The sequence below is a fragment of the Orlajensenia flava genome (assembly GCF_004801905.1).
Taxonomy (GTDB): domain Bacteria; phylum Actinomycetota; class Actinomycetes; order Actinomycetales; family Microbacteriaceae; genus Orlajensenia; species Orlajensenia flava.
In genome coordinates, this window is sequence record NZ_SSSN01000005.1 from 200,434 (window position 1) to 226,524 (window position 26,091).

The 26,091-nt window shown below is 69.8% G+C and carries 19 protein-coding genes and 1 pseudogene; 13 read left to right on the top strand and 7 right to left on the bottom strand.

The window, feature by feature from the left end; all coding sequences use genetic code 11:
• Positions 1-33: 33 nt before the first annotated feature.
• Entirely contained in the window at positions 34-909 is an 876-nt protein-coding gene (locus E6C70_RS08725; protein ID WP_136424149.1) for an SDR family oxidoreductase, read from the top strand.
• A 160-nt stretch (positions 910-1,069) separates the two neighbouring features.
• Here E6C70_RS08725 and E6C70_RS08730 read toward each other — a convergent pair whose 3' ends face one another.
• Positions 1,070-6,931 carry a GH92 family glycosyl hydrolase gene (locus E6C70_RS08730; RefSeq protein ID WP_136424150.1) on the bottom strand — a complete coding sequence of 1,954 codons (5,862 nt, stop codon included), beginning with the start codon at positions 6,929-6,931 and terminating at the stop codon, positions 1,070-1,072.
• 231 nt (positions 6,932-7,162) lie between these two features.
• Here E6C70_RS08730 and E6C70_RS08735 point away from each other — a divergent pair, with 231 nt between their 5' ends.
• On the top strand, positions 7,163-8,200 hold the full coding sequence (locus tag E6C70_RS08735) for a LacI family DNA-binding transcriptional regulator (RefSeq protein ID WP_207670077.1): 1,038 nt from the start codon (positions 7,163-7,165) through the stop codon (positions 8,198-8,200).
• A 458-nt stretch (positions 8,201-8,658) separates the two neighbouring features.
• On the opposite strand, the gene E6C70_RS08740 is transcribed toward E6C70_RS08735, so the two are convergent.
• A complete protein-coding gene (locus E6C70_RS08740; RefSeq protein WP_136424151.1) occupies positions 8,659-9,522 on the bottom strand; it encodes an MBL fold metallo-hydrolase in 864 nt (287 codons plus the stop codon).
• Positions 9,523-9,597: 75 nt separating this feature from the next.
• Positions 9,598-10,152: a peroxiredoxin-like family protein gene (locus tag E6C70_RS08745; protein ID WP_168770894.1), complete on the bottom strand. Its 555-nt coding sequence runs from the start codon at positions 10,150-10,152 to the stop codon at positions 9,598-9,600.
• Positions 10,153-10,315: 163 nt separating this feature from the next.
• On the opposite strand from E6C70_RS08745, the gene E6C70_RS08750 reads away from it, so the two are divergent.
• From E6C70_RS08750 to E6C70_RS17235, 4 genes are all read left to right on the top strand, one after another.
• Positions 10,316-10,726, top strand: a complete 411-nt coding sequence (locus E6C70_RS08750; protein ID WP_207670078.1) for an SgcJ/EcaC family oxidoreductase — start codon at positions 10,316-10,318, stop codon at positions 10,724-10,726.
• An 89-nt stretch (positions 10,727-10,815) separates the two neighbouring features.
• A complete protein-coding gene (locus E6C70_RS08755; protein ID WP_136424153.1) occupies positions 10,816-11,154 on the top strand; it encodes a YciI family protein in 339 nt (112 codons plus the stop codon).
• Positions 11,154-11,876 carry an RNA polymerase sigma factor gene (locus tag E6C70_RS17230; RefSeq protein WP_328590828.1) on the top strand — a complete coding sequence of 241 codons (723 nt, stop codon included), beginning with the start codon at positions 11,154-11,156 and terminating at the stop codon, positions 11,874-11,876. Before E6C70_RS08755 ends, E6C70_RS17230 begins: the two co-directional genes overlap by 1 nt.
• Complete coding sequence (locus tag E6C70_RS17235) at positions 11,828-12,415, top strand: DUF6596 domain-containing protein (protein WP_328590829.1); 588 nt, start codon at positions 11,828-11,830, stop codon at positions 12,413-12,415. Before E6C70_RS17230 ends, E6C70_RS17235 begins: the two co-directional genes overlap by 49 nt.
• A 54-nt stretch (positions 12,416-12,469) precedes the next feature.
• Here E6C70_RS17235 and E6C70_RS17170 read toward each other — a convergent pair whose 3' ends face one another.
• On the bottom strand, positions 12,470-12,934 hold the full coding sequence (locus E6C70_RS17170; protein ID WP_136424154.1) for a MarR family winged helix-turn-helix transcriptional regulator: 465 nt from the start codon (positions 12,932-12,934) through the stop codon (positions 12,470-12,472).
• Positions 12,935-12,993: 59 nt separating this feature from the next.
• Between E6C70_RS17170 and E6C70_RS08770 the strand changes: the two genes are divergently transcribed.
• Positions 12,994-14,184: an FAD-dependent monooxygenase gene (locus E6C70_RS08770; protein ID WP_136424155.1), complete on the top strand. Its 1,191-nt coding sequence runs from the start codon at positions 12,994-12,996 to the stop codon at positions 14,182-14,184.
• A 43-nt stretch (positions 14,185-14,227) separates the two neighbouring features.
• Here E6C70_RS08770 and E6C70_RS08775 read toward each other — a convergent pair whose 3' ends face one another.
• Positions 14,228-14,584 (bottom strand): nuclear transport factor 2 family protein, encoded by a 357-nt coding sequence (locus tag E6C70_RS08775; RefSeq protein WP_136424156.1) that lies wholly within the window; start codon positions 14,582-14,584, stop codon positions 14,228-14,230.
• A gap of 180 nt (positions 14,585-14,764) precedes the next feature.
• On the opposite strand from E6C70_RS08775, the gene E6C70_RS08780 reads away from it, so the two are divergent.
• From E6C70_RS08780 to E6C70_RS08805, 5 genes are all read left to right on the top strand, one after another.
• On the top strand, positions 14,765-15,367 hold the full coding sequence (locus E6C70_RS08780) for a hypothetical protein (protein WP_136424157.1): 603 nt from the start codon (positions 14,765-14,767) through the stop codon (positions 15,365-15,367).
• 274 nt (positions 15,368-15,641) lie between these two features.
• Entirely contained in the window at positions 15,642-19,013 is a 3,372-nt protein-coding gene (locus tag E6C70_RS08790; RefSeq protein WP_168770895.1) for an ABC transporter permease, read from the top strand.
• Positions 19,014-19,024: 11 nt separating this feature from the next.
• Positions 19,025-21,781, top strand: coding sequence for an FtsX-like permease family protein (locus E6C70_RS08795; protein WP_136424160.1), 2,757 nt, complete (start codon positions 19,025-19,027; stop codon positions 21,779-21,781).
• Entirely contained in the window at positions 21,778-22,740 is a 963-nt protein-coding gene (locus E6C70_RS08800) for an ATP-binding cassette domain-containing protein (protein WP_136424161.1), read from the top strand. Before E6C70_RS08795 ends, E6C70_RS08800 begins: the two co-directional genes overlap by 4 nt.
• Entirely contained in the window at positions 22,737-23,450 is a 714-nt protein-coding gene (locus E6C70_RS08805; protein WP_136424162.1) for an ABC transporter ATP-binding protein, read from the top strand. The genes E6C70_RS08800 and E6C70_RS08805 overlap by 4 nt, the downstream gene beginning before the upstream one ends.
• 7 nt (positions 23,451-23,457) lie before the next feature.
• Here E6C70_RS08805 and E6C70_RS08810 read toward each other — a convergent pair.
• Positions 23,458-24,526: pseudogene (locus E6C70_RS08810) on the bottom strand (magnesium and cobalt transport protein CorA).
• Positions 24,523-25,485, bottom strand: coding sequence for a TetR/AcrR family transcriptional regulator (locus E6C70_RS08815; RefSeq protein ID WP_136424163.1), 963 nt, complete (start codon positions 25,483-25,485; stop codon positions 24,523-24,525). The pseudogene E6C70_RS08810 and the gene E6C70_RS08815 overlap by 4 nt, the downstream one beginning before the upstream one ends.
• Positions 25,486-25,591: 106 nt before the next feature.
• Between E6C70_RS08815 and E6C70_RS08820 the strand changes: the two genes are divergently transcribed.
• Complete coding sequence (locus tag E6C70_RS08820; RefSeq protein ID WP_136424164.1) at positions 25,592-25,954, top strand: cupin domain-containing protein; 363 nt, start codon at positions 25,592-25,594, stop codon at positions 25,952-25,954.
• Positions 25,955-26,091: the final 137 nt, after the last annotated feature.

Sequence of the window (26,091 nt, forward strand, 5' to 3'; positions counted from 1 at the left end):
TGACATTGTCATCTGCGGTGTTACGGTAGCCAGATGACAACGTCAACATCAATGTCCCCCCTCGCCGTCGTGTCGGGAGCTTCGACGGGGATGGGAGCCGCGGCCGCCCATGAACTTGCTCAGCGCGGGTATCACGTCATCGCCGGCGTCCGCCGCGACCGCGACGGCGACGCCATCCGTCAGCAGGGCATCGAACCGGTGATCCTGGACATCACCGAACCCGACCATGTCGCCTCCCTGCGAGACCGCATCGCCACCGATCCACACGGGCGCCCGCTGAGAGCGCTGGTGAACAACGCCGGCATCGCCATCAACGCCCCGGTTGAGGCTCTCCCGCTCGACGAGTGGCGCCACCAGTTCGAGGTGAACCTGTTCGGCCACATCGCCGTCACGCAAGCGCTCCTGCCCGCCTTGATCGAGTCGACTGGGCGCGTCGTCAACATCAGCTCGGTCGGCGGAAAGATCGCCATGGCCACGTATGGTGCCTACGCGGGAGCGAAGTTCGCGTTAGAAGCGGTCAGCGACTCGCTGCGACGCGAGCTCGGCCCTTTCGGGGTGCACGTCATCATCGTCGAGCCTGGCGCGGTTCGAACCGAGATGTCGGCGAGGGGCATCGCGACAGCCAACCAGCTCGCCGCCGGGATGACCGAGCAGCAGAGCGGACGGTACGCCGCGCTCGTGCAGGCCGTCACGGCGCAAGCCGCCGCGTTCGGCGAGGCCGGCCTCCCTGCAGAGAAGGCGGCTCGAGTGATCGTGCGGGCGGTGATGGACCGGCGCCCCCGCACCCGCTACACCATCGGTCGTGACGCGGCCGTGCTCACTCGGATGGCCCGCTTGCTCCCCGATCGTGCCCTCGACCGCCTGCTCGCCGCCAACCTGCGACCGCACCTGCCTGCAACGGCCGTTTGACGTCGGGCCTATCCCCGAGGCCCCGGCCGGTCTCACCGCAGCAGGGACAGCCGATCCCGCGGCGATGGGTAGCGGCTCAACGCGGCAAGCTCGAGAGCCGGCGCCGACTCCCAGGAGGGTCGGCACCGGCTCAACGGGTGTAGCGGCTACCAGTGCCGGGTCACGAGTCCGTTCCCGTCGTCACGTCGACCTTGCCGCCGCGGCGACGGCGGAGGAAGAGCATGACGCCGCCGAAGAGGATTCCCAGCACCGCCACCCCGCCGAGCGTGGTGAGCAGCGGGCCATCCACGCCGGTGTGGCCGAGCGCCTTCACCGAGGCATCGGTCGCGCCGGTCGTGCCGGTGCTACCGTCTCCAGGAATAGCCGCCGCGAGCACCCGGAACGGGATAGATGCGGGAACCGCTGAGACGTCACCCGTCGCGACGATCTCGTGGGCGCCGACCGGAACGTCCGGCAGCGCGAACGTGAGGCTGAAGGCACCCTGGCGGGAAGCCGTCGCCGTGCCCACGACCACGGGGTCGGAGTGCACCTCGACGGTGACCTTCTCGCCCGGAGCGTAGCCTTCACCCAGCACCGTCACCGCATCACCCGCGCGGGCGGAGCTCGCATCGGAGTGCAGTTGCGGCGTGTAGACCGGCTCGACCGGCTTGGGCACGACGTTCACGGTCACGGTTGCCGGCATCTTCGAGGAGCCACCCGTCGCGATGATCGGGTAGATGCCCGGGTCGAGATCGCCCGGCACCGTGATGGTGAGAGCGACGTGGCCCTTCGCGTCGGCCTCGACCGTCTTCGAGACCGGCGTCGGCGTCTGGAGCACGACCGTCACCGACTCGCCGGGCTTGAACCCGTCGCCCGTCACCGACACATCGGAGCCCGCGAGCACGTCGTCGGCGGGATCCACCTCGAGCGTGGTCTGGTACACCGGCGCCGCGGCGATCACAGCCTTGAGCGAAAGCTGCGTCGTCTTCGCAGGCGTCGCGACCGTCACCGAGACGGTGTAGCTGCCAGCGACCGCGTAGGTGTGACCACCGGTGGCGGCGAGGCCGTCTCCGGATGCCGCCACATCGGCGTCTTCCGTAACGGTGCCGTCACCCCACTGAACGCGAACGATCGGAGCATCCGCCGCCGCATCAGTCTGGGTGATGCTCGCGAGGGTGGCCTCGACGGGCTCGCCCGCGGTTCCGGTGATGTCGGCACCAACCTTCGCGTCGAAGCCGGCGTCGGGCTGCGTGCCGTTCGACGCGATCGCGAAGACGTGCACGCGACCGGTCACTCCCGGCTCACCCGGTTGTACGGGCATCGTGATGCTCGCGACCGTCTTGCCGTCGGGAATCACGTACGGCACCGTCGAGAAGAAGTACGACGCGGTGTTCGCCGGCGAGGCGCCGACCAGCCGGTACGCCGACTTCACCACCTCGAGGTTGCCGTACGGTGCCGTTGCGCCGGCGTTGCCGCCCTTCGTCCAGTCGCTGAACTGCAGCGGGGTGGTCGCCGAGGTGCCGTCGGTGAAGTTCACCGTCACCGCCGTGTCCTGATTCTTCTCCGTCGCTGCTCCGATGAACGAGAGCTTCGTCGCGCCGTCGCCGAGGTCGACCGCGATGGTCTGACCGGCACCGGTTGCGTTGTCGGGAGCTCCCGCGGGAACGACCGGCAACGTGAAGTGCAGGTCGGTCCCCGGCACGTCGTGCGAGACCCCGGCGGTCAGACCGCCATCCGCCAGTCCCTTGCGGGGGTAGGAGATGCCCTTCGCGTCGCAGTTGCCTCCCACGCCGTCGTCGGCGATGCACACGCTGTCGAAGGCGGCTTGCAGGCCACCCGGCTCGACATACGCGACGGTGATGGGAACGGATGCCGAGAAGCTCGACGATCCGTCGGTCGCGGTGACCTTCGCCTGGTACACACCCGGCTGCGCATAGGTGTGGCGTGCCGAGACCGGGTAGTTGCCGAGCTTGGCGGCCTCGATGGTCGCGGCATCCGCTGGGCTGCCGTCACCCCAGTCGACGCTCGCCGCGTATCCGCTCGCCGTGCCACCCGAGAGGATGCCGAGAGCGAAGTCGCTCTCGACGCTCGAGGTCGCGGTGAGACCCGCGCTCGGGCTGAACGTGAGCGCGTTCGCCTCCGCTCCGCTGCCGTCGGTGAGCAGCTCGATCTCCGCGAGCGAGACCGTGGCGCCGCCCGCGGTCACCCGGAGGCGGAACTGCTGGAAAGCACCCGGATTCGCGATCTTGAACGGAACCGTCTGGTTGCGGTTGGCGAAGGTGCGGCCCGAACGCGCGTCGACCTCGGTCCAGGTGGCGCCGTCGTTGCTGCCCTCGAGCGTCCACGCCGAGGCGTCGGCATCCGCCGTCGCTCCCGAGGTGATCGTGTAGAAGGTCGGCTTCTGCTTGGCGCCCTTGTAGGCGACCGTCACCGCGGGTGTGGCGTTCGCGAAGGTCACCTGGGTGCGCGAGTCGTTGTCGGCGAGCGCCGCGACGTTCTCGCCGCCCGCGCTCGTGACCGAGGCGAGGGAAGCATCCGTCGAGTCGACCAGCGGGGTGGCTACCTTGTCGTCCGTGGTGAGCGAGGGCAGACCGCGATCCTTCCCGGTGCCCCACGCACTCGGCTGCGACCCCATGGTGAAGTCGAGCGTGCCGCCTGCGGTGAGGATGCGCGAGTCGATCGAGGGCGACGGGTGGTCTTCGCCGTTGACCCGCACGGACTGAACGTAGATGTTCTTCGTGCTGGTCTCGGGCGCGTTGATGACGAGCGACTTTCCGTCCTCGAGCTTGACGGTCGCCTTCGTGAACAGCGGGGAGCCGAGCACGAGATTGGTCGAACCGGTCTGCATCGGGTAGAAGCCGAGCGCGTTGAAGATGTACCACGCGCTCATCTCGCCGTTGTCCTCGTCGCCGGCGTAGCCCTGGCCGATGCCGCCACCGGCCCACGAGCGCTGGAGCGCCTCGCGCACGACGGCCTGAGCCTTGGCGGGTGCGCCTGCTTCGTTGTACATGAACGGAATGTGGTGGCTCACCTGGTTGCTGACGCCCCACTGCCCGTAGCGTCCGTCCCGGGCTTCGGCCTCCTCGTGGATGCTGCCGAGCGAGGTCTCCGGGGTGGAGAAGAACGCGTCGAGCTTGTCCTCCAGAGCCTTGTCACCGCCGTAGAGGTTGGCGAGGCCGTGCGGGTCCTGCGGCGCGTGGAAGGCGAAGTTCCAGCCGTTGGTCTCGGTGTACGGTCCCCACCACGACTTCGGGTTGTACTGCGCCGCCGGGGTGGCGAAGCTGCCGTCGGCGTTCCGGGCCTGGAAGAACGAGATCGACGGGTCGAACATGTTCACGTAGCCGGTGGCCCGGTTGAGGTAGTACTCGCTCTCCTCGCTCAGTTGAGCCGCGCGGTCGGCGGGAACAGTCGGGTCGGCCGCGAGCTTCGCGGCCATGTTGCCGATGCCGAAGTCGTTGATGTAACCCTCGGCGCCCCACGACACGCTCTCGCCCTGCGAGGCCGGTGTGTAGCCGAGGAACAGTGACGTCGCCAGGCCCTTGCGGCCCACACTGTCGTTGCTCGACGGTGTGGTGGCGTTCTTGACGGCCGCGTCATAGGTGGAGAGCCGGTCGGGCAGGTCGACGCCGCGCAGGTACGCGTCGGCGAAGGCGACGTCGGAGCTCGTGCCGGTCATGATGTTGGCGTAGCCGGGCGAGGACCAGCGGGCGATCCAGCCGCCATCGCGGTACTGCTGCGTGAAGCCGTCGACGAGCTGGGCTGCGACCTTCGGGTAGAGCATCGAGTAGGCCGGCCACACCGTGCGGTAGGTGTCCCAGAAGCCGTTGTTGACGTACATCGTGCCGTCCACGATCTTCGCCCCGGTCTGGGTCGCGGTGCTCGCGCGGGTCTGCGCCGACACCGGGCTGGCGTATTTGTAGACGGGAGCGGCGGAGGTTCCGGTGTTCTCGAACTGCGAGTTGGGGTACACGTTCAGCCGGTAGAGGTTGCTGTACAGCGTCCGCAGCTCGGTTTCCGATGCGCCCTCGACCGCGATGACGCCGAGGCGATCGTTCCAGGCAGCGCGGGCGGCATCGTGCACCGCGTCGAAGCTCGACGAGCCCACCTCCAACGCGAGGTTCTTGGCGGCCTGGTCCACGCTCAGCAGCGAGGTCGCGAAGCGCAGCTCCACGGTCTTCTTCGCACTCGTGTCGAAGCTCGCGTACTGCGTCATCGCGCGACCGTCGGCAGCCTTGCCGGTCGCGGTGGGCGTGGCGTCGAACCGGCCGGAGACGAACATGCGCGTGCGGCCGGTGTCGCCCGCTGCACCGTTTTCCACCCAGCCGGTGACGGTGCCGTCGGCCGCGATGGAGAAGCTGCCGTTGTCGTTGGGGCCGTCGAGCACGACGCTGTTGGCCGCGCCGGTAAAGGAGAAGCGCATGATCGCGGCGTGATCCGTCGGTGTCATCTCAGCGGTGACGCCGTTGTCGAGACCGACCTTGTAGTAGTCCGGCTGCGCCGTTTCGTTGTCGTGGCCGAAGGTGGCCGCACGCGAGTGCCAGTTGCCGTTCGGTGCCCCTGCTCCGGCGACGGGCATCACCGAGAACAGGTTGCGATCGCCCATCCACGGGCTCGGCTCGTGCGAGATGCCGAGTCCCTCGAAGCGGGTGCGGTTGGCATCCGTATTGTCCTGCTGCCAGGAGTACTCGCGCGAGGTGTTCTGCGCGTTGGTGACCGGTACCAGGAAGTTGAACCCGTTCGGAATCGACGTGATGGCCTCGTTCGAGCCCCGCGAGAACGCGCTCGACGAGTTGGTGCCCCGCCGGGTGTCGACGTAGTGCGTGAGGCTCGATCCGTCGATGGTGGCGGGCGCCGCCACGACGGAGATGTCGTCGATGAAGCCGCCGAACGACGTGGCCGCGGATCCGCCCGGGTTGTCGTAGGAGAACTGCACGGCGGTGATGGTCTTGCCGGCGGCGACGGTGCCGAGGTCGACCTGTACCTGGTTCCACTGGTTCGGGTAGAGCACCTTGCCCGCGCCCTGTCCGCGCGCGGTCGCGTCGATGCCGTAGACGTCGGTGGGCTTCAGGTCGCTGAGCTCGGTGCCGTCGCTGAAGCGCAGATTGACGGCCGAGTAAGTCGACGGGTACTGCAGGTCGTTCGCCGTGAGCTCGGGGAAGATCAGGTACGAGAACCGGGTGCGCTGGCCGACGGAGATGTTCACGTCGAACAGGCGGTTGGTGACGGATGCCGGTCCGTCGCCGGTGTGCTGGCCGCCGAAGCGGAGCGAGTGCGCCCCGGTCCATCCCACGCGGGCCTTCATGTTGTAGCCGGCACTCGGGCCGGTGCCGACCGTCGTCGTGACGGGGGCGGCGGGGGCGTTCGGGTCGTCGGCGGCGACCAGGTCCCAGTCGGAGAGCTGGATGAGGCCGCCGGAGTGGTTCTGGATGCCGTCGAGGCGGTAGTAGCTGTAGCTGCCCGGCGTTTTGATGGTGAACGACTTCTTCACCTTGCGGTCGGCATCCGCCCAGGTCTGGTTCGTCTGCGTGTCCAGTTCCGTCCACGTGGCTCCGTCGTTCGAGCCCGTGAGCACCCAGTTCTTGGGGTCGCGCTCTGCAGCGTCGCCGCCCGAGGTGAGCGTGTAGGTGACGGCGGTCGTCGACGCGGCGAGCTGGTACTGCAGCCAGCCGGTCGGCGTGAACACGAGCCACTTGGTGTTCGGGTCTCCGTCGGCAACCCATACCGCCGCCTCGCCGGGAGGGTTCTCGCCGCTCGCCGTGACCGTGGTGACGCTCGGGAGCAGGCTGCCGCCGCTCGCGCCGTGCACGTTCTGCTGCAGCGGGGCGTCATCGGCCCCGAGCTCGACCTGGTTGGCGAAGGGTGCAACGGCCTCGCCCTGCTCGAACGAGGTGGACCAGTCCGTGTTCTCCGCGGCAGCCGCCGACGAGGCCACGGCGAGCGGAAGGGCCGCTGCCACGAGGGCTCCGGCTACCAGCGGGGCGGTGTATCGGCGCAAGAGGGACTGCACTCGAGAACGGATGGGAAGGATGGTGCGCTCCGGCATGCGGGGGCCTTTCGACACTGAAACGGCAAGGGGAGAAACGCTCGGTCGGCGTTCACCGGTCACGATAATCGCCGTGGGGTCCATATGTCAACGTTGTCCTATACCTTTTACGGGGTGAACGCCGTCCCGCTGGGGGTGATGCGCGACGTAAACCGACGCCGGAGGTCGAAGTCGGCGTGTCCGTTCTGACATCGATGTCTCATTGCTCGGTCGTCCAGCTATCCTGTCCTCATGACCTCGCCTTCTCCGCGCGTCCGTGCGACCATGAGCGATGTCGCCGCCGCGTCGGGGGTCAGCCTCAAGACGGTGTCGCGGGTGGTGAACGGTGACGGATACGTGAGCGCCGAGACTCTCCGATCCGTGCGGGCGGCCATCGACAAACTCGGATTTCGCCGCAATGAGTTCGCCAGACAGCTCAGGCAGGGCACGACCTCGACCATCGGGTTGGTGCTCGAGGATGTCGCCGATCCGTTCTACTCCGTGCTCACCCGTGCCGTCGAGGACGTCGCCCTCGAGCATGACTACCTGCTGTTGTCCGCATCGTCGGCCGAGGATTCGGCTCGCTCTCGCCGCATCATCGAGTCGTTCTCGTCGCGAGGTGCCGACGGCCTCATCGTCGCGCCGGCGCGCGGCACCGATCCCGCGTTCATCCAGGCCGAGCTGGACGCCGGCTGCTCGATGGTGTTCGTCGACCGACCGATGCCGGGCATCCGCGCCGACACGGTCCTCGCCGACAACCGAGGGGGAGCCGCCGTCGGCACCGCGCACTTGATTGCGAACGGTCATCGCCGCATCGCCTTCTTCGGAGACGCGCCCACGGTCTACACCGCCGCCGAGAGGCTCGCGGGTTACCGGGAGGCGCTTATTGCAGCGGGGATCGATCCTGTCGACGACCTCGTCATCATGGACCCGCCCCTTTCCGACAGGAACGCCGAAGCGATCGACGCGGTTCAACGTCTCGATGACCCGCCGACGGCGTTCGTGACGGGAAACAACCGGTGGAGCGTGCGGCTTCTGCGCCACCTGAAGGAACGCGGCATCCGCCCGCTGCCCGCGGTGGTGGGCTTCGACGACTTCGAACTCGGCGACGTGCTCGACCCCGCCATCACCGTGATCGCGCAGGATCCGGCGGCGATGGGTCAGCTGGCCGCCGAGCTGCTGCTGCGGCGGGTCTCCGGAGACGAGCGACCGACGCAGCACGTTCGGCTCGAGACACGGCTCATCGCGCGCGGTTCGGGCGAGATGCCCGGCCCGTTTTCCGGGAGATGAGGTGGGTCCCACCCTCGCCGGGCGGTGAATTGTGCGGCGTCATCGAGCCCCCTCGCTCGTCGCCGCACGATGCGCCTTCCCCGGCTGCACGAGGCCGACGGGCTTCACCGAGGCGCACCACATCGCCTGGTGGGGGCGAGACTGCGGGCCGACCGACATCTCCGACGGAGTGCTGCTGTGCTCGTTCCACCGCCACGTCATCCATCGTGACGAGTGGCGGATTCGGGTCACGGATGGCCGGGTCCAATTCATCCCGCCCCCTCACATCGACACCAGTCGAAGACCGCGGGCCGGCAACAGTACGGCCCGGAAGCTCGCCCTCATCAGACGACGTTCACCGCCGGGAGGAGCCCGACTCATCGCCTGACCGGCCAGGATCGGGCCATCACATGAAGGCGCCGCCGGGTCCGCGTCTGGCTGGCCAGGATCGGAGCATCACGAGGTGACGCCCGCTTGCCTCAGGTCAGGTGATCGAAGTCGCCGCGGGTCCATGCCGCGTGGCGCTCGGCGGATCGCTGAACGATGGCCCGCGCATCGGTGGCGATGACGGTGTCGAAGTTGCCGTAGAGCCGGTCGAACTCGAGCGCGGTCACGCGGCTGGCCACCCGCTCAGCCACGGCGCCTGAGAGCGGAAGTGGGTTCGGAAAACTGCGCATGAAGCTGACGGAGACGCGGTCGGCGTTGGCGAAGATCGAATCGCTGCTGAGCAGCACACCGCGCCCCGAGGCGCCGTGGGCCCAGTGCAGCACGGCGCTGCCCGGAAAGTGGCCGCCCGTCTGCACGAGCGTGACGCCCGGGAGCAGTTCTCGCTCGCCCGACCACGTCGTGATCGCGGGGTCGGTGCGGGCGACCCAGTGCGCATCCGCTTCGGCGACCAGAACAGGTACGCCACCGAGGGCGCGGCTCCACTCCACCTGCACGCCGTACATGTGCGGATGGCTCGCGACGATCGCCACCACCTCGCCGACTGCCCGTACTCGAGCGACGGCGTCGTCGTCGACGTAGCCGATCGGGCCCCAGAGCACGGAGCCGGCATCCGTTCGCACCAGTTTGCTCGTTTGGCCGATGCCGACTCGCGGGTCGGAGGTGATGCCGAACAGGTCGGGCTCGAGCTCGCTCACGCTCACCCGGGTTGCGGATGCGCGCAGTTCGGCCAGGGTGGTCCATCGCTGGCCTTCGCGCGGCACCCACTGGCGTTCGTCGGCGCAGATGGTGCACACGGCCTCACGCTCGGAGTGCTCGACCGCACAGGTGGCGCAGATCCAGAAGTCTGTCGATTCATCGATCGAGTCGTGCTGCCCGGGGTTCTGCTCTGAGCTCATGCGTCCATCGTGCCGCTTCGCCAGTGGGGACGCACCCTGAGCTTCGAGCGGGATCAGAAGGCCGGACAAACTACCTCACAGGGCGTCGACGGCCGCGAGGATCTCCGCGGTCTCCGTTCTGGTGGTGTAGTCGACGTGGACGTCGGCGAATCGGATGGTCTGGTCGCGCTCGATGACGAGCACGGTCGGGAACGGGATGGCGGGCGTGTCGTCGGCGTTGCTGTCCTTCACCGCGAATCTGAGGGCGGCGTGCGCCTGCTGCGCCTCGTGGCTCGGCGCCGTCACGATTCCGAGCGCAGTGGCGAGGCGATTATCGGGATCGGAGAGCACCGTGGAGCCGAGGTCGCCGTTCGCGACCGCCGCGCGCGAGCCGTCGGCGTGCTGCGGGCTGATAGCGATCAGGGCGACGTCGCGCTCGGCGAGGGCGGGAGCGAGGGTCTCGTTGTAGTGGTTGAGAGTCAGGTTGCAGTACGGGCACCAGGCGCCGAGGTAGAAGACCAGCACGGCGGGTCGGCCGGCCGCGACCTCGGCGATCGTGGTCTCGGCATCGTCGATGGTTTCGGAGGGGGACGGATGCCAGTGAGTCGCCGACCCGAACGGTTCCGGCGGGCACTCCGTTCGCCATGGCACGCGGGGCGAACGCTGCCGGAGCGGGGGTTCCCGCATCCTGCCCGGCTCATCGACGAACGCCGCAGACGCTTTCTGTTCGACTGTCGATTCTCGAGGTGCGTGCGCGTCGGGTTAGTGAGTGGTCCGAACGGAGGGCCATGCCCGACCGACAGGAGAAGACGTCATGAACATGAATCGACAGAACGACACCGCAGCCATCACGAAGGTGCTCGCCGACCAGTACGCCGCATGGGCGAACGGCGATGCAGACGCCTTCGTCATCGATTACGCCGAGGGTGCCACCGTCATCATGCCGGGGACGTATCGGCGGAATCGCGAGGAGATCCGCGCGGGCATGGCCGACAGCTTCGCCAGCTATCTCGCGGGATCGACCGTTCGCGACGAGGTTCAGGACATCCGCTTCCTCGATGCGGATAACGCGATCGCCATCAGCCGAGCGGGCGTCCTCTTCGCCGGCGAGATCGAGGTGCCCACAGGTCGGTTCATCAACGCGACCTGGGTGCTCCGGAGGCAGAACGAACGGTGGCTGGTCGAGGCGTACCACAACAGCCCCGTCGCTGCCGGCTCGCTATAGCCGCTGACTCAGCCGTGCCGTCGACATCCTTACCCCACCATGAGTTGAATGGGTCCGACTCGGAAATCGCGCTAATGACAGGGAGTGACATGCCGAAGTATCTAATCTTGGTCTTCCGGGACGAGCAGGTCGAGCAGGCCGGCTTCGGTGAAGCGGTGAGCCCCGACTACCTCGCCTTCATGGACAGGCGGGCGGGCGCTCTTCTCGGTGGGGCCGCGCTCGAACCGACGTCTAGCGCAACATCGGTGCGCGCAGATGGTTCGGGCGGTTTCGTCATCACGGATGGCCCCTTCGCGGAATCCAAGGAGGCTCTAGGGGGCTATTACCTGATCGAAGCGGCCGACCTGGATGAGGCACTCGCGATCGCCAAGGAGGTTCCGGCCCCACGCGGAGGGGTGGAGGTGCGGCCCGTGTGGGCGGTCAGCTGATGCCCGAGATCGCCAGTTCGGAGGTCGCCGCGGCGGTGGCGGATGCCCACCGCCGCGAATGGGCCTTTGTGCTGGCAGCCACTGTCCGGGTGGCGGGCGATCTCGATTCTGCTGAGGAGGCGGTGCAGGATGCCTACGCCAGCGCCCTCGCGACGTGGGGCTCGCGCGGCATCCCCGACAACGTCGGCGCCTGGTTGACGACGACAGCCCGGCGGCGCGCGCTCGACGTGCTCCGGCGCAACGCGACCGCTCGGGGTGCCCTTCCGAAATTGTTCGAGCCGCTTGGCGAGACCGACACCGATGCGCCCGATGTGCCCGACGATCGGCTCCGGCTCATCTTCACCTGCTGTCATCCGGCCCTCTCCCGAGAGGCGCAGGTCGCGCTGACCCTTCGGCTCGTCTGCGGTCTGTCGACGGATGACGTCGCGCGCGCCTTCCTGGTAGCCGAACCGACGATGGCCGCGCGCATCACGCGTGCCAAGCAGAAGATCACGAAGGCGCACATCCCGTACCGGATTCCCTCTGCCACAGAGTTGCCGGAGCGGCTCGATGCCGTGCTGAGCGTCGTGCACCTGGTGTTCACGAGCGGTCACTCGTCGCCGTCCGGCGCAAACCTCATGCGTCGTGACTTGGCGGAGCGCGGCCACGAACTCGCGCGGCTGCTGCGGCGTTGTTGCCCGACTCGAGTGAGGTCGCTGCTCTGCTCGCCCTCATTCTCCTGACGGATGCGCGGCGCGATGCGCGGATCGACGCGACGGGGCGATTGGTGCTCCTCGCCGATCAGGATCGCGCTCGCTGGGACCACGGCGCCATCGGCGAGGGGGTGGCTCTTCTGCGCGACGTTCTGGCCAAGCGCAACCCAAGCCGCTTCGCCCTGATGGCCGCGATCGCCGCCGTGCACGACGAGGCACGCCGCTGGGACGATACCGACTGGCACGAGATCGTGGGCCTTTACGACCTGCTTCTCCAGACCTGGCCCTCACCGGTGGTCGCGATGAACCGGGCGATCGCGGTCGGGTTCGCCGTCGGTCCGAGCGAGGGCCTCGCCGAGCTCGACAGCCTCTCGACCGACCCGCTGCTCGCCCGATACGGCTACTTCGCCGCAGCCAGGGCGGATTTCCTGAGGCGGCTGGGGCGCACCGACGACGCGAGGGTCGCCTACGACGAGGCCATCATCCTCACGGACAACGCCGTCGAACGCGACTTCCTCGTCGAGGCGCGGGATTCCTCGAGACGGAATCGGGCGGCGGCGAGCGGATGACGGTTCGCGCGCTCGCGGTGGGAGCGGAGGGAGCGGTGGGAGCGGCTGCCCGCCTCAGCCCCGCTCGCCCTCCACGCGCTCGCGGTGCCGCTCGGTGATGTCGGTGATCGTCGACAGGTAGTCGCGCATGAACGTCAGCTGCTCCTCGCTCAGTTCGGCGAGGAGGGGAGCTCCGGCTGCGACGAGGGGGCCGTAGTAAGCCCAGGTCTGGCGGCGGCCCTCATCCGTCATCTGCACGAGAACCTGGCGGCGATCGGTGGGCGACGACGTGCGCTCGATGAGTCCTCGGGCGACAAGCCGGTCGACCAGCGCCGTCGTGGCGGCCGGACGCAGGCCGGTGGCGACGCTCAGCTGGCCGGCGGTGAGGGGGCCCTCGGTCAGCCAGTCCAGGCAGCGCAGGTCGGCGGGACCGAGGCCCATGGCTCTGCCGACCTCGTCGTCGAAGGCCTGCACGCTGCGCTGGTAGCGCTGCAGGGCCTGCCCGAGTTCGCCGACGAGCGTTTGACGCGAGGCATCCATCGAGGTATTCTTTCGATAATCGAAATGTTCGGATATTGCAATAAAAGGATGATACGCGAATGAAGGCTCTCATCGTCGGGGGAGGAATCGCCGGTCCCGCCACGGCGCTCGCGCTCGCGAAGGTGGGCGTCGAATCCGTCGTGCTGGAACGCCGAACGGATGCCCAGGCCGACGACGGCTCCTACTTCTCGCTGGCACCGAACGGGGTCGACGCGCTGCGCGTTCTCGACGTCTTCGACCTCGCACGCGACGACGGCTTCCCCACCCGCACCAACCGCATGGTCGGGGCCACGGGTTCCTTCCTCGGCGCGTTGTCACTCGGCCCTTCCCTCGACGACGGATGGGTGGGCCTCACCATGAAGCGTCCGCACCTGGCATCCCGTCTCGCAGCTGAGGCGAGCCGCCGGGGAGTGGATGTTCGCACGGGCGTGAGCGTGACATCCGTCGGCGACCACGGTGACCACGTGAGCGCCACGCTCGACGACGGCACCGTGCTGCGCGGGGACATCCTGATCGGCGCCGACGGCGTGCGCTCGCTGGTGCGCACGGCCATCGACCCGACGGCGCCACCCGCGCGCTACGTGGGGCTGACCAACTTCGGCGGCATCACCCGTGCCACCCCGCTCGCAGCCGACCTCGTGCCCGAGGCGTGGGAGTTCGTCTTCGGGCGTCGGGCGTTCACGGGGGCGCATCCGACTCCGGATGGGGACGTGGTCTGGTTCGTCAACGTGCCCGAGCCAGCAATCGCGCGCTCGGTGAGAGCAGCGACGACCGACGACGAGTGGCGCGCCAAGCTGCTCGAGCTCGTGGCCGATGACGCTGGCCCGATGCGCGAGCTCATCGCCGGGGGAGAGCTCGAGCTCGCGGGCGACAACACCTACGATCTGGGCCACACCCCCGTCTGGTCGCGCGGCCGCATGATCGTGATCGGCGACGCGGCCCACGCGCCGTCGCCGAGCTCGGGCCAGGGCGCATCGCTCGCGCTCGAGGATGCCGTCGTGCTGGCGCAGTCCATCCGCGACACGTCATCGGTTCAGGATGCTTTCGCCGCATTCGAGAAGGCCCGCCGCGAACGGGTGGAGAAGATCGTGGCGGCCGGCGCACGGTCCAGTAGCTCGAAGGTGCCGGGACGCATCGGGCGGGTGTTCCAGGACGCGATCCTGCGGCTCGTGTTCCGCTACGCCGTGACCGAGTCGCGGGTGGCGTGGATCGGCGGCAGCCGCATCGACTGGGATGCTCGCGTGGCGTGATCTGCCCGCTGGTCCGGGCCGGCGGCCGATTCTGGCTGATCGTCTAGTCGACGAGCAGCGTGTACATCTTCGCGAGGACGCCGTTCTCGACGAGGCCGATGTCGATGCCCCGGACGACGGGAGGCTGGCCTTCCGGGCCGAAACTCCATTCGAGGTAGCCGAGGTCCTGGGCCCGACGAACGGGACCACTGGCGGTGAAGAAGAACCCGGGAGCACCGTCGAGGAGCTTCTGGGCCTTGGCGTTCACCGCGTCCCGTCCCACGACGGTTTCCTCCGGATCAGAGAAGACCACGTCGGGCGCGTAGGTGCGAGCGATTGCCTCAGCGCGCCGTTTCTCATCGCGCTCGCCGAAGACCTCGAGGAGGTTGGAATTCATCAGCGTCTCGAGGGGCGTGGTCATGGTCGTTCTCCCGTTCGCTCAGTGATGTCACGACGACGGTATTGCATCGGCCCTCGCTAGCGGCCTCGTCATCGACGAGAATCGCTCACTTTCGTTGCGCGTTTGACGTCTTGCATCCCACCGGCCCGCCGATCGCCGCTAGGTTCCCGGTACCACAATGCCCTTGAGGGGAAGGACACCATGCCCACCATCACGTCGAAGATCCTTGCGTCCGCCACAGTGGCGGCCGCAGCCATAGCGCTCTCAGCGTGCGCCTCCGGCACCGCATCGAGCCCGACGCCGACACCGACACCCACCAGCTCGCCCACCTCGACTCCGACCAGCACCCCGTCGGGCTCAGCGCAGGGCATCGACTGCAACACGCTCCAGCCCGAAGTCGCTTCCGCCATCACCGCGCTGGACTCGACGCTGGCCCTGCAGAACGCGCCCTCGCCGGACGAGGGCACCTACGCCGCCACGATCCTCAACGACGGCGGCGTCTTCTGCCAGTGGTCCGGCTCGGGAGCAGTGAGCACGGTATCCGTGGCGCTGGTGAGCCTCGACCCCTCTGACCTCGCTGCGGCACAAGCGAAGGTCGCGGCATCGTCGACGCCATCCGACGTCCTCGGGGGCGCGACGGATGCGCCTGCCTATGTCGCGAACAGCGGTGGCACTGCCAGCGGCGACATCGAGGTGTTCACTCAAGGCGGCTTCTGGATCTCGACCACGTCGCCGGCCTTCGCCACCCCGAATGCCGCGAAGGACCTGCTGCAGGCGATCCTCCAGGCGTTGCCCTCCGGCTGAGCCCGCGCGCCCTGGCGGCTGCGCTACTCTCGCGCAGCCGCTGGGCGCACCGCCATCCGTCGGCAACCTGATGTCGCGCCTGCCTCGCCGGGCCATCAGCGTCACTCCCATAGCTAGGAGCGCAGCAGCAATCAGCCCGGGAATGGTAAGGGCGGAGGTGTCGCATCCGGAGCGGGCCTGATCGCTAGGATTGCCGGGCGCCCGCCGATACTCGCCGGGGCTGAAGGGAATCAGTGGGCTCCCGGGACCGCTCCGAGGTCGCGTCACCGCGTCGATGAGCGCCGCCTGGCTGCTGCGCACCGCGCTGCGACGGATGCGGGACGACGCTCGCCTGCTGCTCGTGGCGCTCGTGCTCGCCGTGACCGCGACGACCGCCATCACCGCTCTCGTGATGCTGGTCGTGGTGGCGGAGCCGGCCGGCCTGCGCGCGACCTTCGCCGCGGCATCCGCGGACCGGGTGGATGTATCGGTCGACGTCGATCGGCCCGCCGTGCCCGTCGCCGTGGTGACGGATGCGGCCACCTCCGCCGTGGGCGAAGACGTGCTGGGCGGCCTCGACGCCACCGCGAGCACGATCGCACTCACCGGCTTCGCGCGCGTGCCGGCGCTCGATCGCGACACCCCGGCGATCGCCTACCTCGGCCAGTACGACGGCATCGCCGATCATGCTGCTCTCGTGAGCGGCACGCTGCCGGATGCCGGGACCGCGAGTTCCGGGGTAGCGGCGGCCGGTATCGACGTGGCTGTGCCGGAAGCCGCGGCATCCTCCCTCGGGATCGCCGTCGGAGATCGCCTGACGGTGAACCCGTCGGGTGGGCAGCCGGTCGTCGTTCGCGTCGTCGGCGTCTTCCGTGCGATCGACCCGGGCGGCGACTATTGGGCGCGCGACCTGCTCACCGGCGCGGGGGATGTGCCCGGCTTTCCCCAGCCCGGCACGACCGTGTACGTGCCCACCCACGCCTTCGGACCACTCGTGGCCGCGCCCGGAGCGCTCGATGCGGCCGCCGTGCCCGTGCAGCGGATCGACCTGCGCTTCCACCCGAGTTTCGCGGGAGTCACGGCCGCCGACCTGCCCGTTCTGGGTGACCGCGTCTCGGAGCTGTCGCAAGCCGTGACGAGGGGGCTGGGCAACATCGCCGACAGCGTCTCGGCGTCGAGCGACCTCGGCGACATCGTGGCACGAGCCTCGGCGAACCTCGTCGTGACCCGGTCGACGGTCGTGGTGGTCGCCCTGCTGCTGCTCGTGGTCGCCCTCGTCGCGCTGGCCCAGACCGCACTCCTGCTCACGGGCAGTCGCACGACGCAGCAGCGCTTGTTCCGTGCTCGCGGCGGGTCGACGAGGCAACTGCTCGGGATGGCGGTCATCGAGGGCCTCATTCTCGCCGCCGTCACGGTTGCGCTCTCCCCGGTGCTCGCGGGAACGGTGTACGCGGTGGTCGCCGCCCGGCCGGGAATGGTCGCCGCCGGGATGCCGCAGGGTGCCGTGGTACCGGCATCCGCGTGGCTCGCCGCGACGGTGGTGGCGGTCGCATTCGTCGTCGTGCCTGCCGCCCCGGTGTTGCGCGCCGACCCCGAGGCCGATCGATCGAGCCGCGGTCGACCGGGCGGCCTCGTGCGCCTCGGCATCGACCTCGCCGTCGTCGTGCTCGCCGCCGTCGCGTTCGTGCGGCTGCTCTCTTATCGCAGTCCAGTCGATCCGCAGGCGGCGTTCGCGATCGACCCCGTGCTGGTCGCCGCCCCCGCGCTCGTGCTCGTGGCCGGCGCACTCGTCGCGACGCACCTGCTGCCGCTCGTCGCCAGGCCGATCGACGCGTCCGCGTCTCGGTCGCGCCGGGCGGTGCTGCCGCTGGCGACCTGGGAGGTGGCACGCCGCACGCGCAGGGCGAGCGCCGCGGTGCTGCTGCTGACCCTCGCGCTCGGGGCAAGCAGCTTCGGCGCGACCTTCCTCGCGACGTGGCGGCAGGCACAGGTGGACCAGGTGGCGCTCGCCCTCGGCGCGCCCGTCGTCGTCTCAGCGGATGCGACGCATGCAGCCGCGCAGCGTGCCGCGCTAGCCGGTGGGGCTGTGGGCGGCCCGAATCCCATCATCCGTCGATCCGGCCTCCTCGCCCCCGCGGGCGCGGACCTGTCGGGCGGAGACTCCTCGTCGGTGGCATCGGTCAGCGTTCTCGGGCTGCCCGAGGATGCCCTGCCGCTCATCCGTCGGGGACGGCTGGGAACGGAGGGTGGCAACGAGGTCGCCGCGGGCCTCGCCTCGACGCGCTCTGTGCCCGTGCAGGGTATCGACCTCGGGATGAGCGCCCGTGGTCTGGCCGCGACGGCGCGCGTCGGAGACCCGGCCGATCCGGTGCCGGGTGCCACGGCACGGCTGTACGCCGTGCTCGAGGACGAGACCGGGCTCGTGAGCACTCTCGACCTCGGTTCGGCCGGCGTCGACGGGCGGGCGGTGGACCTGCGGGCTGTTCTGCCCGGGTCCACGACGATGAGCGGCTCCCGCATGGTCGGTCTGCAGGTCGACGTCTTCGCGAGCGACCCGAACAGCTTTCGACCCGGCAGTCGGCCCCCCGTCGACGTGCTGATGGGGGATGTCGCCGCCCTGACCGGCACGGGCGACGCCGCCGACTTGACGGCGCGACCCCTCGACCTCGCGCCCGCGAACGGCTGGACGGCCTCGTCCAACGTTGCCTTCGGATCGCAGCCCACGAGCGGGGACCCGCCGGCCGGAGCGCAGGTGCGCCTCACGGTCGCGTTGCCCGACGATCTGGCCTCCGAACCCGCCAGCTACGTGCTCGTGGGCTGGCCGAACGTCGCCGGAATCCCCGCCGTCATGACGACCTCGCTCGTCGAACGGTTGGACCTGAGCAGCGGCACTCCGCTGTCGCTGGTCATCGCCGGGTCGCGGGTGCCCGTCGCGCTGGCCGGCTCGACCCCTCTCGTGCCTGGAGCCGTTAGCGACGGCCTGCGCAGGGGAACGGATGCCGGTGCCACCGGCTCGGACGATGACCCGGGCGGCTCCGTCGTCGTGGTCGACCAGGCGGCGTTGTCTCGAGCCCTCGTGCAGGCCGGCCGCCACGGCGACGAGGTCGACGAATGGTGGATCGACGTTCCCGAGGGAACGGGGGAGGCGTATGCGGCCGGGCATCCGTCGCCGAGCGGACGGCAGCCCACGCTCAGCGCCGAGGGCCTCGCCCGCCAGCTGCAGAGCGGACCGCTGCGCATCCCCGCCCAGACCGCCCTCCTCCTTCTGGTCGGGGCGTCCGCCATGCTCGCCGCGATCGGGTTCGCCGTGCACACGACCGTCACCGTGCGCGCTCGCCGACTCGAGTTCGCGCAGCTGCGGGCGATCGGCCTCACACGACGAGCGCTCACCGGGGTCGTCGCGGCCGAGGCGCTCGTGGTCGGCCTGCTCGGCGTGGTCTTCGGCATCGGCCTGGGGGTCGTGCTCTCGCTCATGACCGGTCCGGTGGTCGCCGTGTCGCCGAGCGGCGCGCCCGCGGTTCCCACGGTGATGGTCGTGATTCCATGGCTGCAGGTCGGAGCCATCGCGGTCGGGCTCGTCACCGTGCTCGCCGTCGTCGTGGCGATCGTCGGCCTGGCCCAGCGCTCGGCCGAGCTGTCGCGTGTCATCCGCGGAGCCGCCGAGTGAGCGGGGCTGGCGTGCGATCGAGTCTCGGCATCCGCTGGCGGCGGCTGGTCACCTTCGGCATCGCCCTGCCCGCGCGGCGCGCGGCTCGCGACGTGGGCGTGCTCGCGTGCTGGACAGTGCTGCTCGCCCTGACCGTCGCCGTGGCGATCGGTGCTCCGCGACTCGCCCTGGGCGTGGTCGACGCCACGGCGGCGGATGCGGTCGCCCAGGCCGGGGCATCCGCCGACCTCCTCGTCGAAGCCCGCGTGGCGGCGACGGGCGGCGCGTTCGACGTACCGGTGATCCCGCCCGAGGATATCGTCGCCGTCGCGAAGAGTGTGGCCGATAATCTGCCGCCGACGCTGGCTGCGGTCCACCGCGACAGCACGCTCTCGGTGCTCACCGGGGCGATCCCGACCGAGCCCGTCGCGGGCTCTCCCGCTACCTCGCTGCGGGTGCAGGTGCGCGCCGGCCTGCTGACGGCTTCCGCATCGCGAGCCCTCACGGTCGTCGACGGACGCCTGCCCGCCGACTCGGCCGGTGTAATCGAGGGGGTGGTCTCCCGGTCGACGGCGGATGCCGCGGGCATCGTGGTCGGGACGCGCCTGGGGCTCTCCTTCGCCGGCGCGGTGGGGGCCCAGGTCGAGATCGTCGGCATCGCCGAGGCGCCCGCCTCCTCTGTCGCCGCGTCTCGCCAGATTCCGAGCTCGTTCCGTGCCCCGACGTCGGGCGCCGGGTCGTCGGTGGGGACGACGGTGCTTGTGACCCCGACCGGACTCACGGCGGCCGTGCAGGCGGGCGGCGAACCTGCGACCGCGACGATGCGGGAGAGGGTTCGTCGGCCGGCGTTCACCGCGGATCGCGTCGATGAGGTCGCGCGCGAGTCGCGGCAACTGGAACTCGATCCGTCGTCGCTGCTGCCGAACTCGCCGTACACGATTCAGGCACGCAGCACCTTCGACGACGTGCAGCTCGCCTTCGCCGCGCGTGAGCGTACCGTGCGCGCGCAGTTCGTGGTGCTCACCGTGGGCGTGCTCGCCATCGCCCTGCTCGTGCTCCTCATCATCGGCGGCGTGCTCGTGCGGAGACGGGCGGCGGATGTCGCGCTCGAGCGTGCGCGTGGATCGTCGCTGTCGGCGGTGGCCTTCCGCGCGGCGGGGGAGGCCGTCGTCGTGGGGGTGATCGGCTGCGGCATGGGGCTCGGGTTGGTCGCTGCGGCCGCATCCGCTTCTCGCGCCGCCGCCGCACCGGGCCTCATCGTCGACCCGTCGTGGCTCGTGGCGGCTCTGCTCATCGCTGTGCTCGCCCTGCCGCTGCAGACCGTGTGGCAGGCCTGGCGCGCCGAGGCTGGACGGCGGACGCCTGCGGACCGGCGCGACCGTGACGCCCTGCGTCGCCGCGCGCGAACGGTCCACGTGATCGTCGACGTCGCCGTCGTGCTGCTCGCGGTGGTCGCCGTGATCTCGCTCCAATCCCGCGGGCTCGGCGGTGGCGCGGGCGGCGTCGACCTCGTGGCCGCGGCGGCTCCCGTGCTGGTCGCGGCCGCCGTGACGGTCCTCGTGGCTCGGGTGTACCGCTGGCCGGTCCGGGCAATCGCCGCCGTGGCCCGTCGGTCGCGGGGGGCGTGGGGCCTGCTCGGGGCTGTGCGTGCGGAGCGATCGCTCGCCGTGCTCCCCCTCCTCGCCCTCACGCTCGCGGTCGCCCTCGTCGCGGCTGATGCCGTGCTGGCCGCGACCGTGCGCGCCGGGCAGGAGGACGCGTCGTGGGCGCGGGTGGGCGCCGACGCGCGTCTCGAGGCCAGGGGGGCAGATCCTATCGATGCGGACGTCGCCGGTCGCGTGCGGGATGCGGATGGCGTGACGGGGGCATCCGCGCAGTTCGTCGGCGACAGTGTCGACATCGACCTCGGAACCGCATCGACGCTCGCGACCGTCGTCGCCGTCGATCGGCACTACCCCGACCTGGTCGCCGCCCTGCCCGCTCTACCGGGAGTCGTGAGCCCCACGGATGCCGGCGCGTTCCGCTCCCTGAAGCCGAGCGGTGACGGCCCGCTTCCCGTGGTGGTCGACCGCACGGTCGCCGAACGGCTCGTGAGCGACGACCTCACCATCACGTTCGGCGACATCGACGTGCCCGCCCGCGTGGTCGCAACGGTCGACGATGGCCCGAGCGGATCCGAGTCGGGTCCGTTCCTGTTCGCAGACCTCGACGCGCTCGCCGCTGCCGCGCCGGATGTCGTAGCGGCCGACACCGTGGTCGCCGTCGGTCCCGGCTCCGCGAGGGCCCTGCGGCTCGCGGACGCCGGCGCTGTCACCACCCGTGCGGCCTGGCTCGCCCGCTGGCGCGCTCAAGCGGATGTCGCCGGAGTGCAGGCCGCGATCGGGCTCGGCACCGGCATGCTCGCCCTGTTCGCCCTCGTCGGCTTCGCCGGCTGGATGGCGGGCGGCAGCCGGGAGCGCACCCGATCCGCCGCGCTGCTGCGAACGGTCGGGATGCCGTCGGCGGTGCGGCTGTTCCTCGCGCTCGCCGACGAACTCGCCCTCGTGATCGCCGCGACGATCGGTGGGGTGGTCGCTGCCATCGCGCTGGTCTGGGCGACGACCTCGGGGCTCGGGCTGGGCGCGCTCACCGGCGGCGTCGTCACGCCCGCGCCCGTGGTGCCCTCGGCAACCGTTCCGGTGGTGATCGCGGGCATGGTCGGGGCCGTCGCGATCGGGCTACTGGTCGACGCGGTCGCGACGAGGCGACATCGATCGATCGATGTGTTGCGAGCAGGGGAGACGATATGAGTGTGACGGCACAGGCGAGGATGGCGGCGGCGAGCACGTCGGCGGTGACCACGGCGGCGGCAGCGACCGCCGAGCCGCTGATCGCGTGCGAGAACCTCGTGCGCATCTACCAGACGGCGGATGTCGAGGTGCAGGCGCTCCAGGGTCTCGACCTGCACGTGGCCGCCGGCACGATGGTCGCGATCGTGGGGGCGTCGGGCTCGGGCAAGTCGACGCTGCTCGGTATCCTCTCGGGGCTGGACGCCCCCACCGCGGGTGCCGCACGGGTCGGCAGCTGGGACCTCGTGAGCATGTCGGCATCCGATCGTCTCGCCTACCGGCGCTCGAGCGTCGGCTTCGTCTGGCAGCAGACGGCGCGAAATCTCGTGCCCTACCTCAGCGCCCAGCGGAACGTGGAGCTGCCGATGGGGCTGAACGGCGCCCGCTCGCGGGTTCGGGCCGACCGGGCACGCGACCTGCTGGCATCGCTCGGCCTCGCCGACAAGGCCGGCCGGCGGCCGGGCGAGCTCTCGGGCGGCGAGCAGCAGCGGGTGGCGATCGGGGTGGCGCTCGCGAACGAGCCCGCGGTCGTCTTCGCCGACGAGCCCACCGGCGAGCTCGACACCGCGACGGGCGACGAGGTGTTCGCTGCCTTCCGCCGGGTCAACGCGGAGCGGGGAACGACCGTCGTGATCGTCACGCACGACGCCGCCGTCTCCGACCAGGTGCAGCGCACGGTCGCCATCCGCGACGGCCGCACGTCGTCGGAGGTGCTGCGCAGCACGAGCGTCGACGAGTTCGGCGAGGCGCAGGTGACCGCTCGCGAGTTCGCCGTGCTCGACCGGGCGGGTCGGCTGCAGTTGCCCGCCGGCTACCGGCAGGCGCTCGGCCTCGAGAAGCGCGTGCGCCTCGAGCTCGAAAGCGACCACGTCGGGGTCTGGCCCGAGGACGACGGCGCGCAGGCGGGAGGCGAGCGATGAGCGACGCCATCGTGGTCGTCGACGACCTCACGCGCACCTACTCGAGCGGCGGCGGTGACGTCGCCGCTCTCGCGGGCGTCACCTTCAGTCTTCCGGCGGGAGCGCTCATCGCCCTCGTCGGTCGCTCGGGGTCGGGCAAGACGACGCTGCTGAACTGCCTCGGCGGGCTCGACACGCCCAGCTCGGGGCGCGTCGTCGTCGACGGGACGAATGTCGGCTCGCTCGACGATCGGGCTCGCACCGAGCTACGACGTGACCGGGTGGCCTACGTGTTCCAGACCTTCGGACTCGTGCCGATGCTCTCCGCCGCCGAGAACGTGGGGCTGCCGTTGCGGATGCGCGGCGTGGACTCCCGTGAGCGGGAGGCGCGCGTGGCCGAACTGCTCGACCGGGTCGGGCTGGCGGATCACGCGCGGCAGCGTCCCGCCGAGCTCTCAGGCGGCCAGCAGCAGCGCGTCGCGATCGCCCGGGCGCTCGCCAACGCGCCGAAGGTGCTCATCGCCGACGAACCGACCGGCCAGCTCGACGCCGAGACCGGCGAGTCGATCATGGCGCTGCTCGAGGACCTTGTGCGCACGCAGGGTATGACGGCGGTCATCGCGACGCACGACCTGCGCATCCGGGAGCGGGCCGACGTGGTGCTCGTACTCTCGGACGGACGGCTCGTCGACGGCGGACGGATGCCGGCGGCCGGACGCCACCGCGGCTGACCGTCCCTCACAGCCACTTCTTGTACTTGAACACCGCCCAGAGCCCGACGCCGGTCGCGATCATGAGCAGGATGGCGAAGGGATAGCCCCACAGCCAGTGCAGCTCCGGCATGTGGTCGAAGTTCATGCCGTAGATCGAGGCGATGAGGGTGGGCGTGAACAGGATCGCCGCCCACGACGAGATCTTCTTGACCTCCTCGCCCTGGGCGATGGTCTCCTTGGCGAGCTGCCGACTCTCCTCGCCCTGCGCGAGGCTGGCACTCGACATCCGTCGCATGGCGTCGTTCTGCTCGAGCGAGACGAGGGTGGAGTGCACCGAGAGGGCGTTCTCGAGGAGGGAGCGGCAGGTGTTGACGCGTTCCGTGATGCGGACGATGTGGTCGAGCACGTTGCGGAGGCGATTCTGCACGTCGTCGCCGGTGCCGTAGCGGTCGGCTCCGCGCAGCAGGCCCTGCACCATGCCGGGCAGCGGTCCGATGGCGCGCTGGAACGAGATGACCTGTTCGATCAAGACGGTAGATGCGCTCCGAGAGGGCGGGGTCGACGTTGCCATCGCTGAACAGGCTGTCCTCGACCTGGTCGATGTCCTCCTCGAGCCCTGAGACGACGGGCGCGTATCCGTCGACGATCTCGTCGAGCAGCGCGGTGAGCATGGCTTCGGGGCCTCTGCTGAGAAACTCCGGCTCGGCTTCGAGCGATCGGCGGGCATCGGCCAGGTCGGGACGGATGCCGCGCCGCAGCGTGATCACGAACCGCGGACCGACGAACAGGTGGATCTCGCCGAATTCCACCCGCTCGGAGGCATCGTCGTAGAAGCCCGGGCGCAGAACCACGAACATGGTGTCGCCGTAGCGCTCGAGCTTGGCGCGCTGGTGACCCTTCTGCGCGTCCTCCACGGCGAGCGGATGAAGGCCGAATCGCGCGGCAGCCTCGTCGATCGAGCCGGGGTCGGGGCTGCTCAAGCCGATCCACGCCACGGCGTCAGCCGAGCGCAGGAGGTCGTCGGCCTCCTCGAGTGTGCGCGGACTGGCGGTGCGGTGGCCGCCGACGTAGACGTGGCCGTCGATCGCGGTCATTCGGGTGCGTCCTCGGGGGTGGTGGGTGTTGCAGCCTGATCGCTAACGATGCCGGCGGCAGGTGCCTCGGTGGTTGCGGTGACTTCGCCCGTTGCGGTGGCACCGTCTCCGGTTGCGGGGCCATCGGTGTCGCTGGGGTCAACGCCGGCAGGTGGCGGTGTGGTGGCAGCCTGATCGGCGGCGATGGCATCCGTGATGTCACCGGCTTGGTATCCGTCGGCACCGGGTGTACTGGCGGTACGGATGCCGGAGGTCGGCACCAGGATCTGCTGGATCGCGGGTGCGAGCGTCGCCACGAGCTCCTCCCGGTCCGCGGCGACGAGCGTCGGTACGCCGATGATGCGCCGGCCCGTGACGACCCCCACCAGCATGGAGGAGGCGAGGCCCGCGCGGAGGGCGGCATCGGCATCCGTTCTCTCGCTTGTCCCCTGCAGCAAGCGGGATTGGATGAACTCGCGCAGCTGGTCGCTGGCTTGGTCGTTGACGATAGCGCCGCGCAGCATGGCCATCAGGGGTTCGGACTCCTCGGGCGGCCCCTCCCACGCGCTGAGAGAGGCGCGGACGACGCGCTCGCCGAGGTGCTCGTCAGGTCCTTCGAAGGCGGTGTCGAAGCGCTCGAGCGCCGAGGGCGGGATGGCCATCACGGCCGCGAAGAGGTCGTCTTTGGACCGGTAGAACTGCATGACCTGTGATGCGTCGACACCGGCATCCGCGGCGACGCGTCGGATGGTCGTTGCGGCGAATCCGTCGGCGGCGAAGCGGGCTCGCGCGGCGTCGAGGACGCCTTGGCGGGTGGTTATCGGGCCAGGGCGGCGCCCTCGGCGGGTGGGTGTCTGCGCGTCGGGGCGGCTTGCTGTCGCGGCGGGATGGGCGCTCGTTGATTCGGGCCGTGTGTCGGTGGCCGGTGTCGTCGGCTGCGTGGGTGGGGCCGTGCGCTCAGAGCTCTGGTCAACCGCCATGGGGACGAATCTACTCTCCCGATGATTTGCTCAACGGAGGGTGAGATGGTCGCTTCGCGACGGGGACGGGGCTGCCGCTCCCGATACCGGGCAGTAGCGTTGCCGCATGAGTGATGACGTGCGCAACATCGCCGCTGCCCTCGACGCGATCGCGGATCCGTGGCAGCCTCACCGGCTCGCGACGGTGAACGACTACGACGTCAAGGTCGTCAGGATCGACGGGGAGTTCGTGTGGCACTCTCATCCGGAGACCGATGAGCTCTTTCTCGTGCGCAGCGGTCACCTGACCATTCAGCTGCGGGACCGGGATGTCGAGCTCGGGCCGGATGACGTGTTCGTCGTCCCTCGCGGCCTCGAGCACTGTCCTCGGTCGGACGGCGAGGTGACCGCGCTGCTTTTCGAGCCGCAGGGAACGGTGAATACCGGGGATGTCGGTGGGTCACGGACGGAAGAATTGCGCGAGCTCTGAGGTCACGGGCGTCTCTAAGCTGGCTCGCGTGTCGGCGCGCCCGAAGTCGAACCGAATTCTTGTTCCTATTTCATCCTGCCACGACTTATCCACAGTCGAAGATAATGTCGAGTAAATGTCAGTGGGTCACGCCATGA

Bases quoted from the DNA above. Each gene is read 5' to 3' on its own strand.
- E6C70_RS17170 (WP_136424154.1), bottom strand. From the start codon at position 12,934: ATGGATGCCTCGCGTCAAACGCTCGTCGGCGAACTCGGGCAGGCCCTG.
- E6C70_RS08775 (WP_136424156.1), bottom strand. From the start codon at position 14,584: ATGACCACGCCCCTCGAGACGCTGATGAATTCCAACCTCCTCGAGGTC.
- E6C70_RS08755 (WP_136424153.1), top strand. From the start codon at position 10,816: ATGCCGAAGTATCTAATCTTGGTCTTCCGGGACGAGCAGGTCGAGCAG.
- E6C70_RS08725 (WP_136424149.1), top strand. From the start codon at position 34: ATGACAACGTCAACATCAATGTCCCCCCTCGCCGTCGTGTCGGGAGCT.
- E6C70_RS08780 (WP_136424157.1), top strand. From the start codon at position 14,765: ATGCCCACCATCACGTCGAAGATCCTTGCGTCCGCCACAGTGGCGGCC.
- E6C70_RS08750 (WP_207670078.1), top strand. From the start codon at position 10,316: ATGAACATGAATCGACAGAACGACACCGCAGCCATCACGAAGGTGCTC.
- E6C70_RS08770 (WP_136424155.1), top strand. From the start codon at position 12,994: ATGAAGGCTCTCATCGTCGGGGGAGGAATCGCCGGTCCCGCCACGGCG.
- E6C70_RS08800 (WP_136424161.1), top strand. From the start codon at position 21,778: ATGAGTGTGACGGCACAGGCGAGGATGGCGGCGGCGAGCACGTCGGCG.
- E6C70_RS08790 (WP_168770895.1), top strand. From the start codon at position 15,642: ATGAGCGCCGCCTGGCTGCTGCGCACCGCGCTGCGACGGATGCGGGAC.
- E6C70_RS08820 (WP_136424164.1), top strand. From the start codon at position 25,592: ATGAGTGATGACGTGCGCAACATCGCCGCTGCCCTCGACGCGATCGCG.
- E6C70_RS17230 (WP_328590828.1), top strand. From the start codon at position 11,154: ATGCCCGAGATCGCCAGTTCGGAGGTCGCCGCGGCGGTGGCGGATGCC.
- E6C70_RS08805 (WP_136424162.1), top strand. From the start codon at position 22,737: ATGAGCGACGCCATCGTGGTCGTCGACGACCTCACGCGCACCTACTCG.
- E6C70_RS08730 (WP_136424150.1), bottom strand. From the start codon at position 6,931: ATGCCGGAGCGCACCATCCTTCCCATCCGTTCTCGAGTGCAGTCCCTC.
- E6C70_RS08740 (WP_136424151.1), bottom strand. From the start codon at position 9,522: ATGAGCTCAGAGCAGAACCCCGGGCAGCACGACTCGATCGATGAATCG.
- E6C70_RS08735 (WP_207670077.1), top strand. From the start codon at position 7,163: ATGACCTCGCCTTCTCCGCGCGTCCGTGCGACCATGAGCGATGTCGCC.
- E6C70_RS08815 (WP_136424163.1), bottom strand. From the start codon at position 25,485: ATGGCGGTTGACCAGAGCTCTGAGCGCACGGCCCCACCCACGCAGCCG.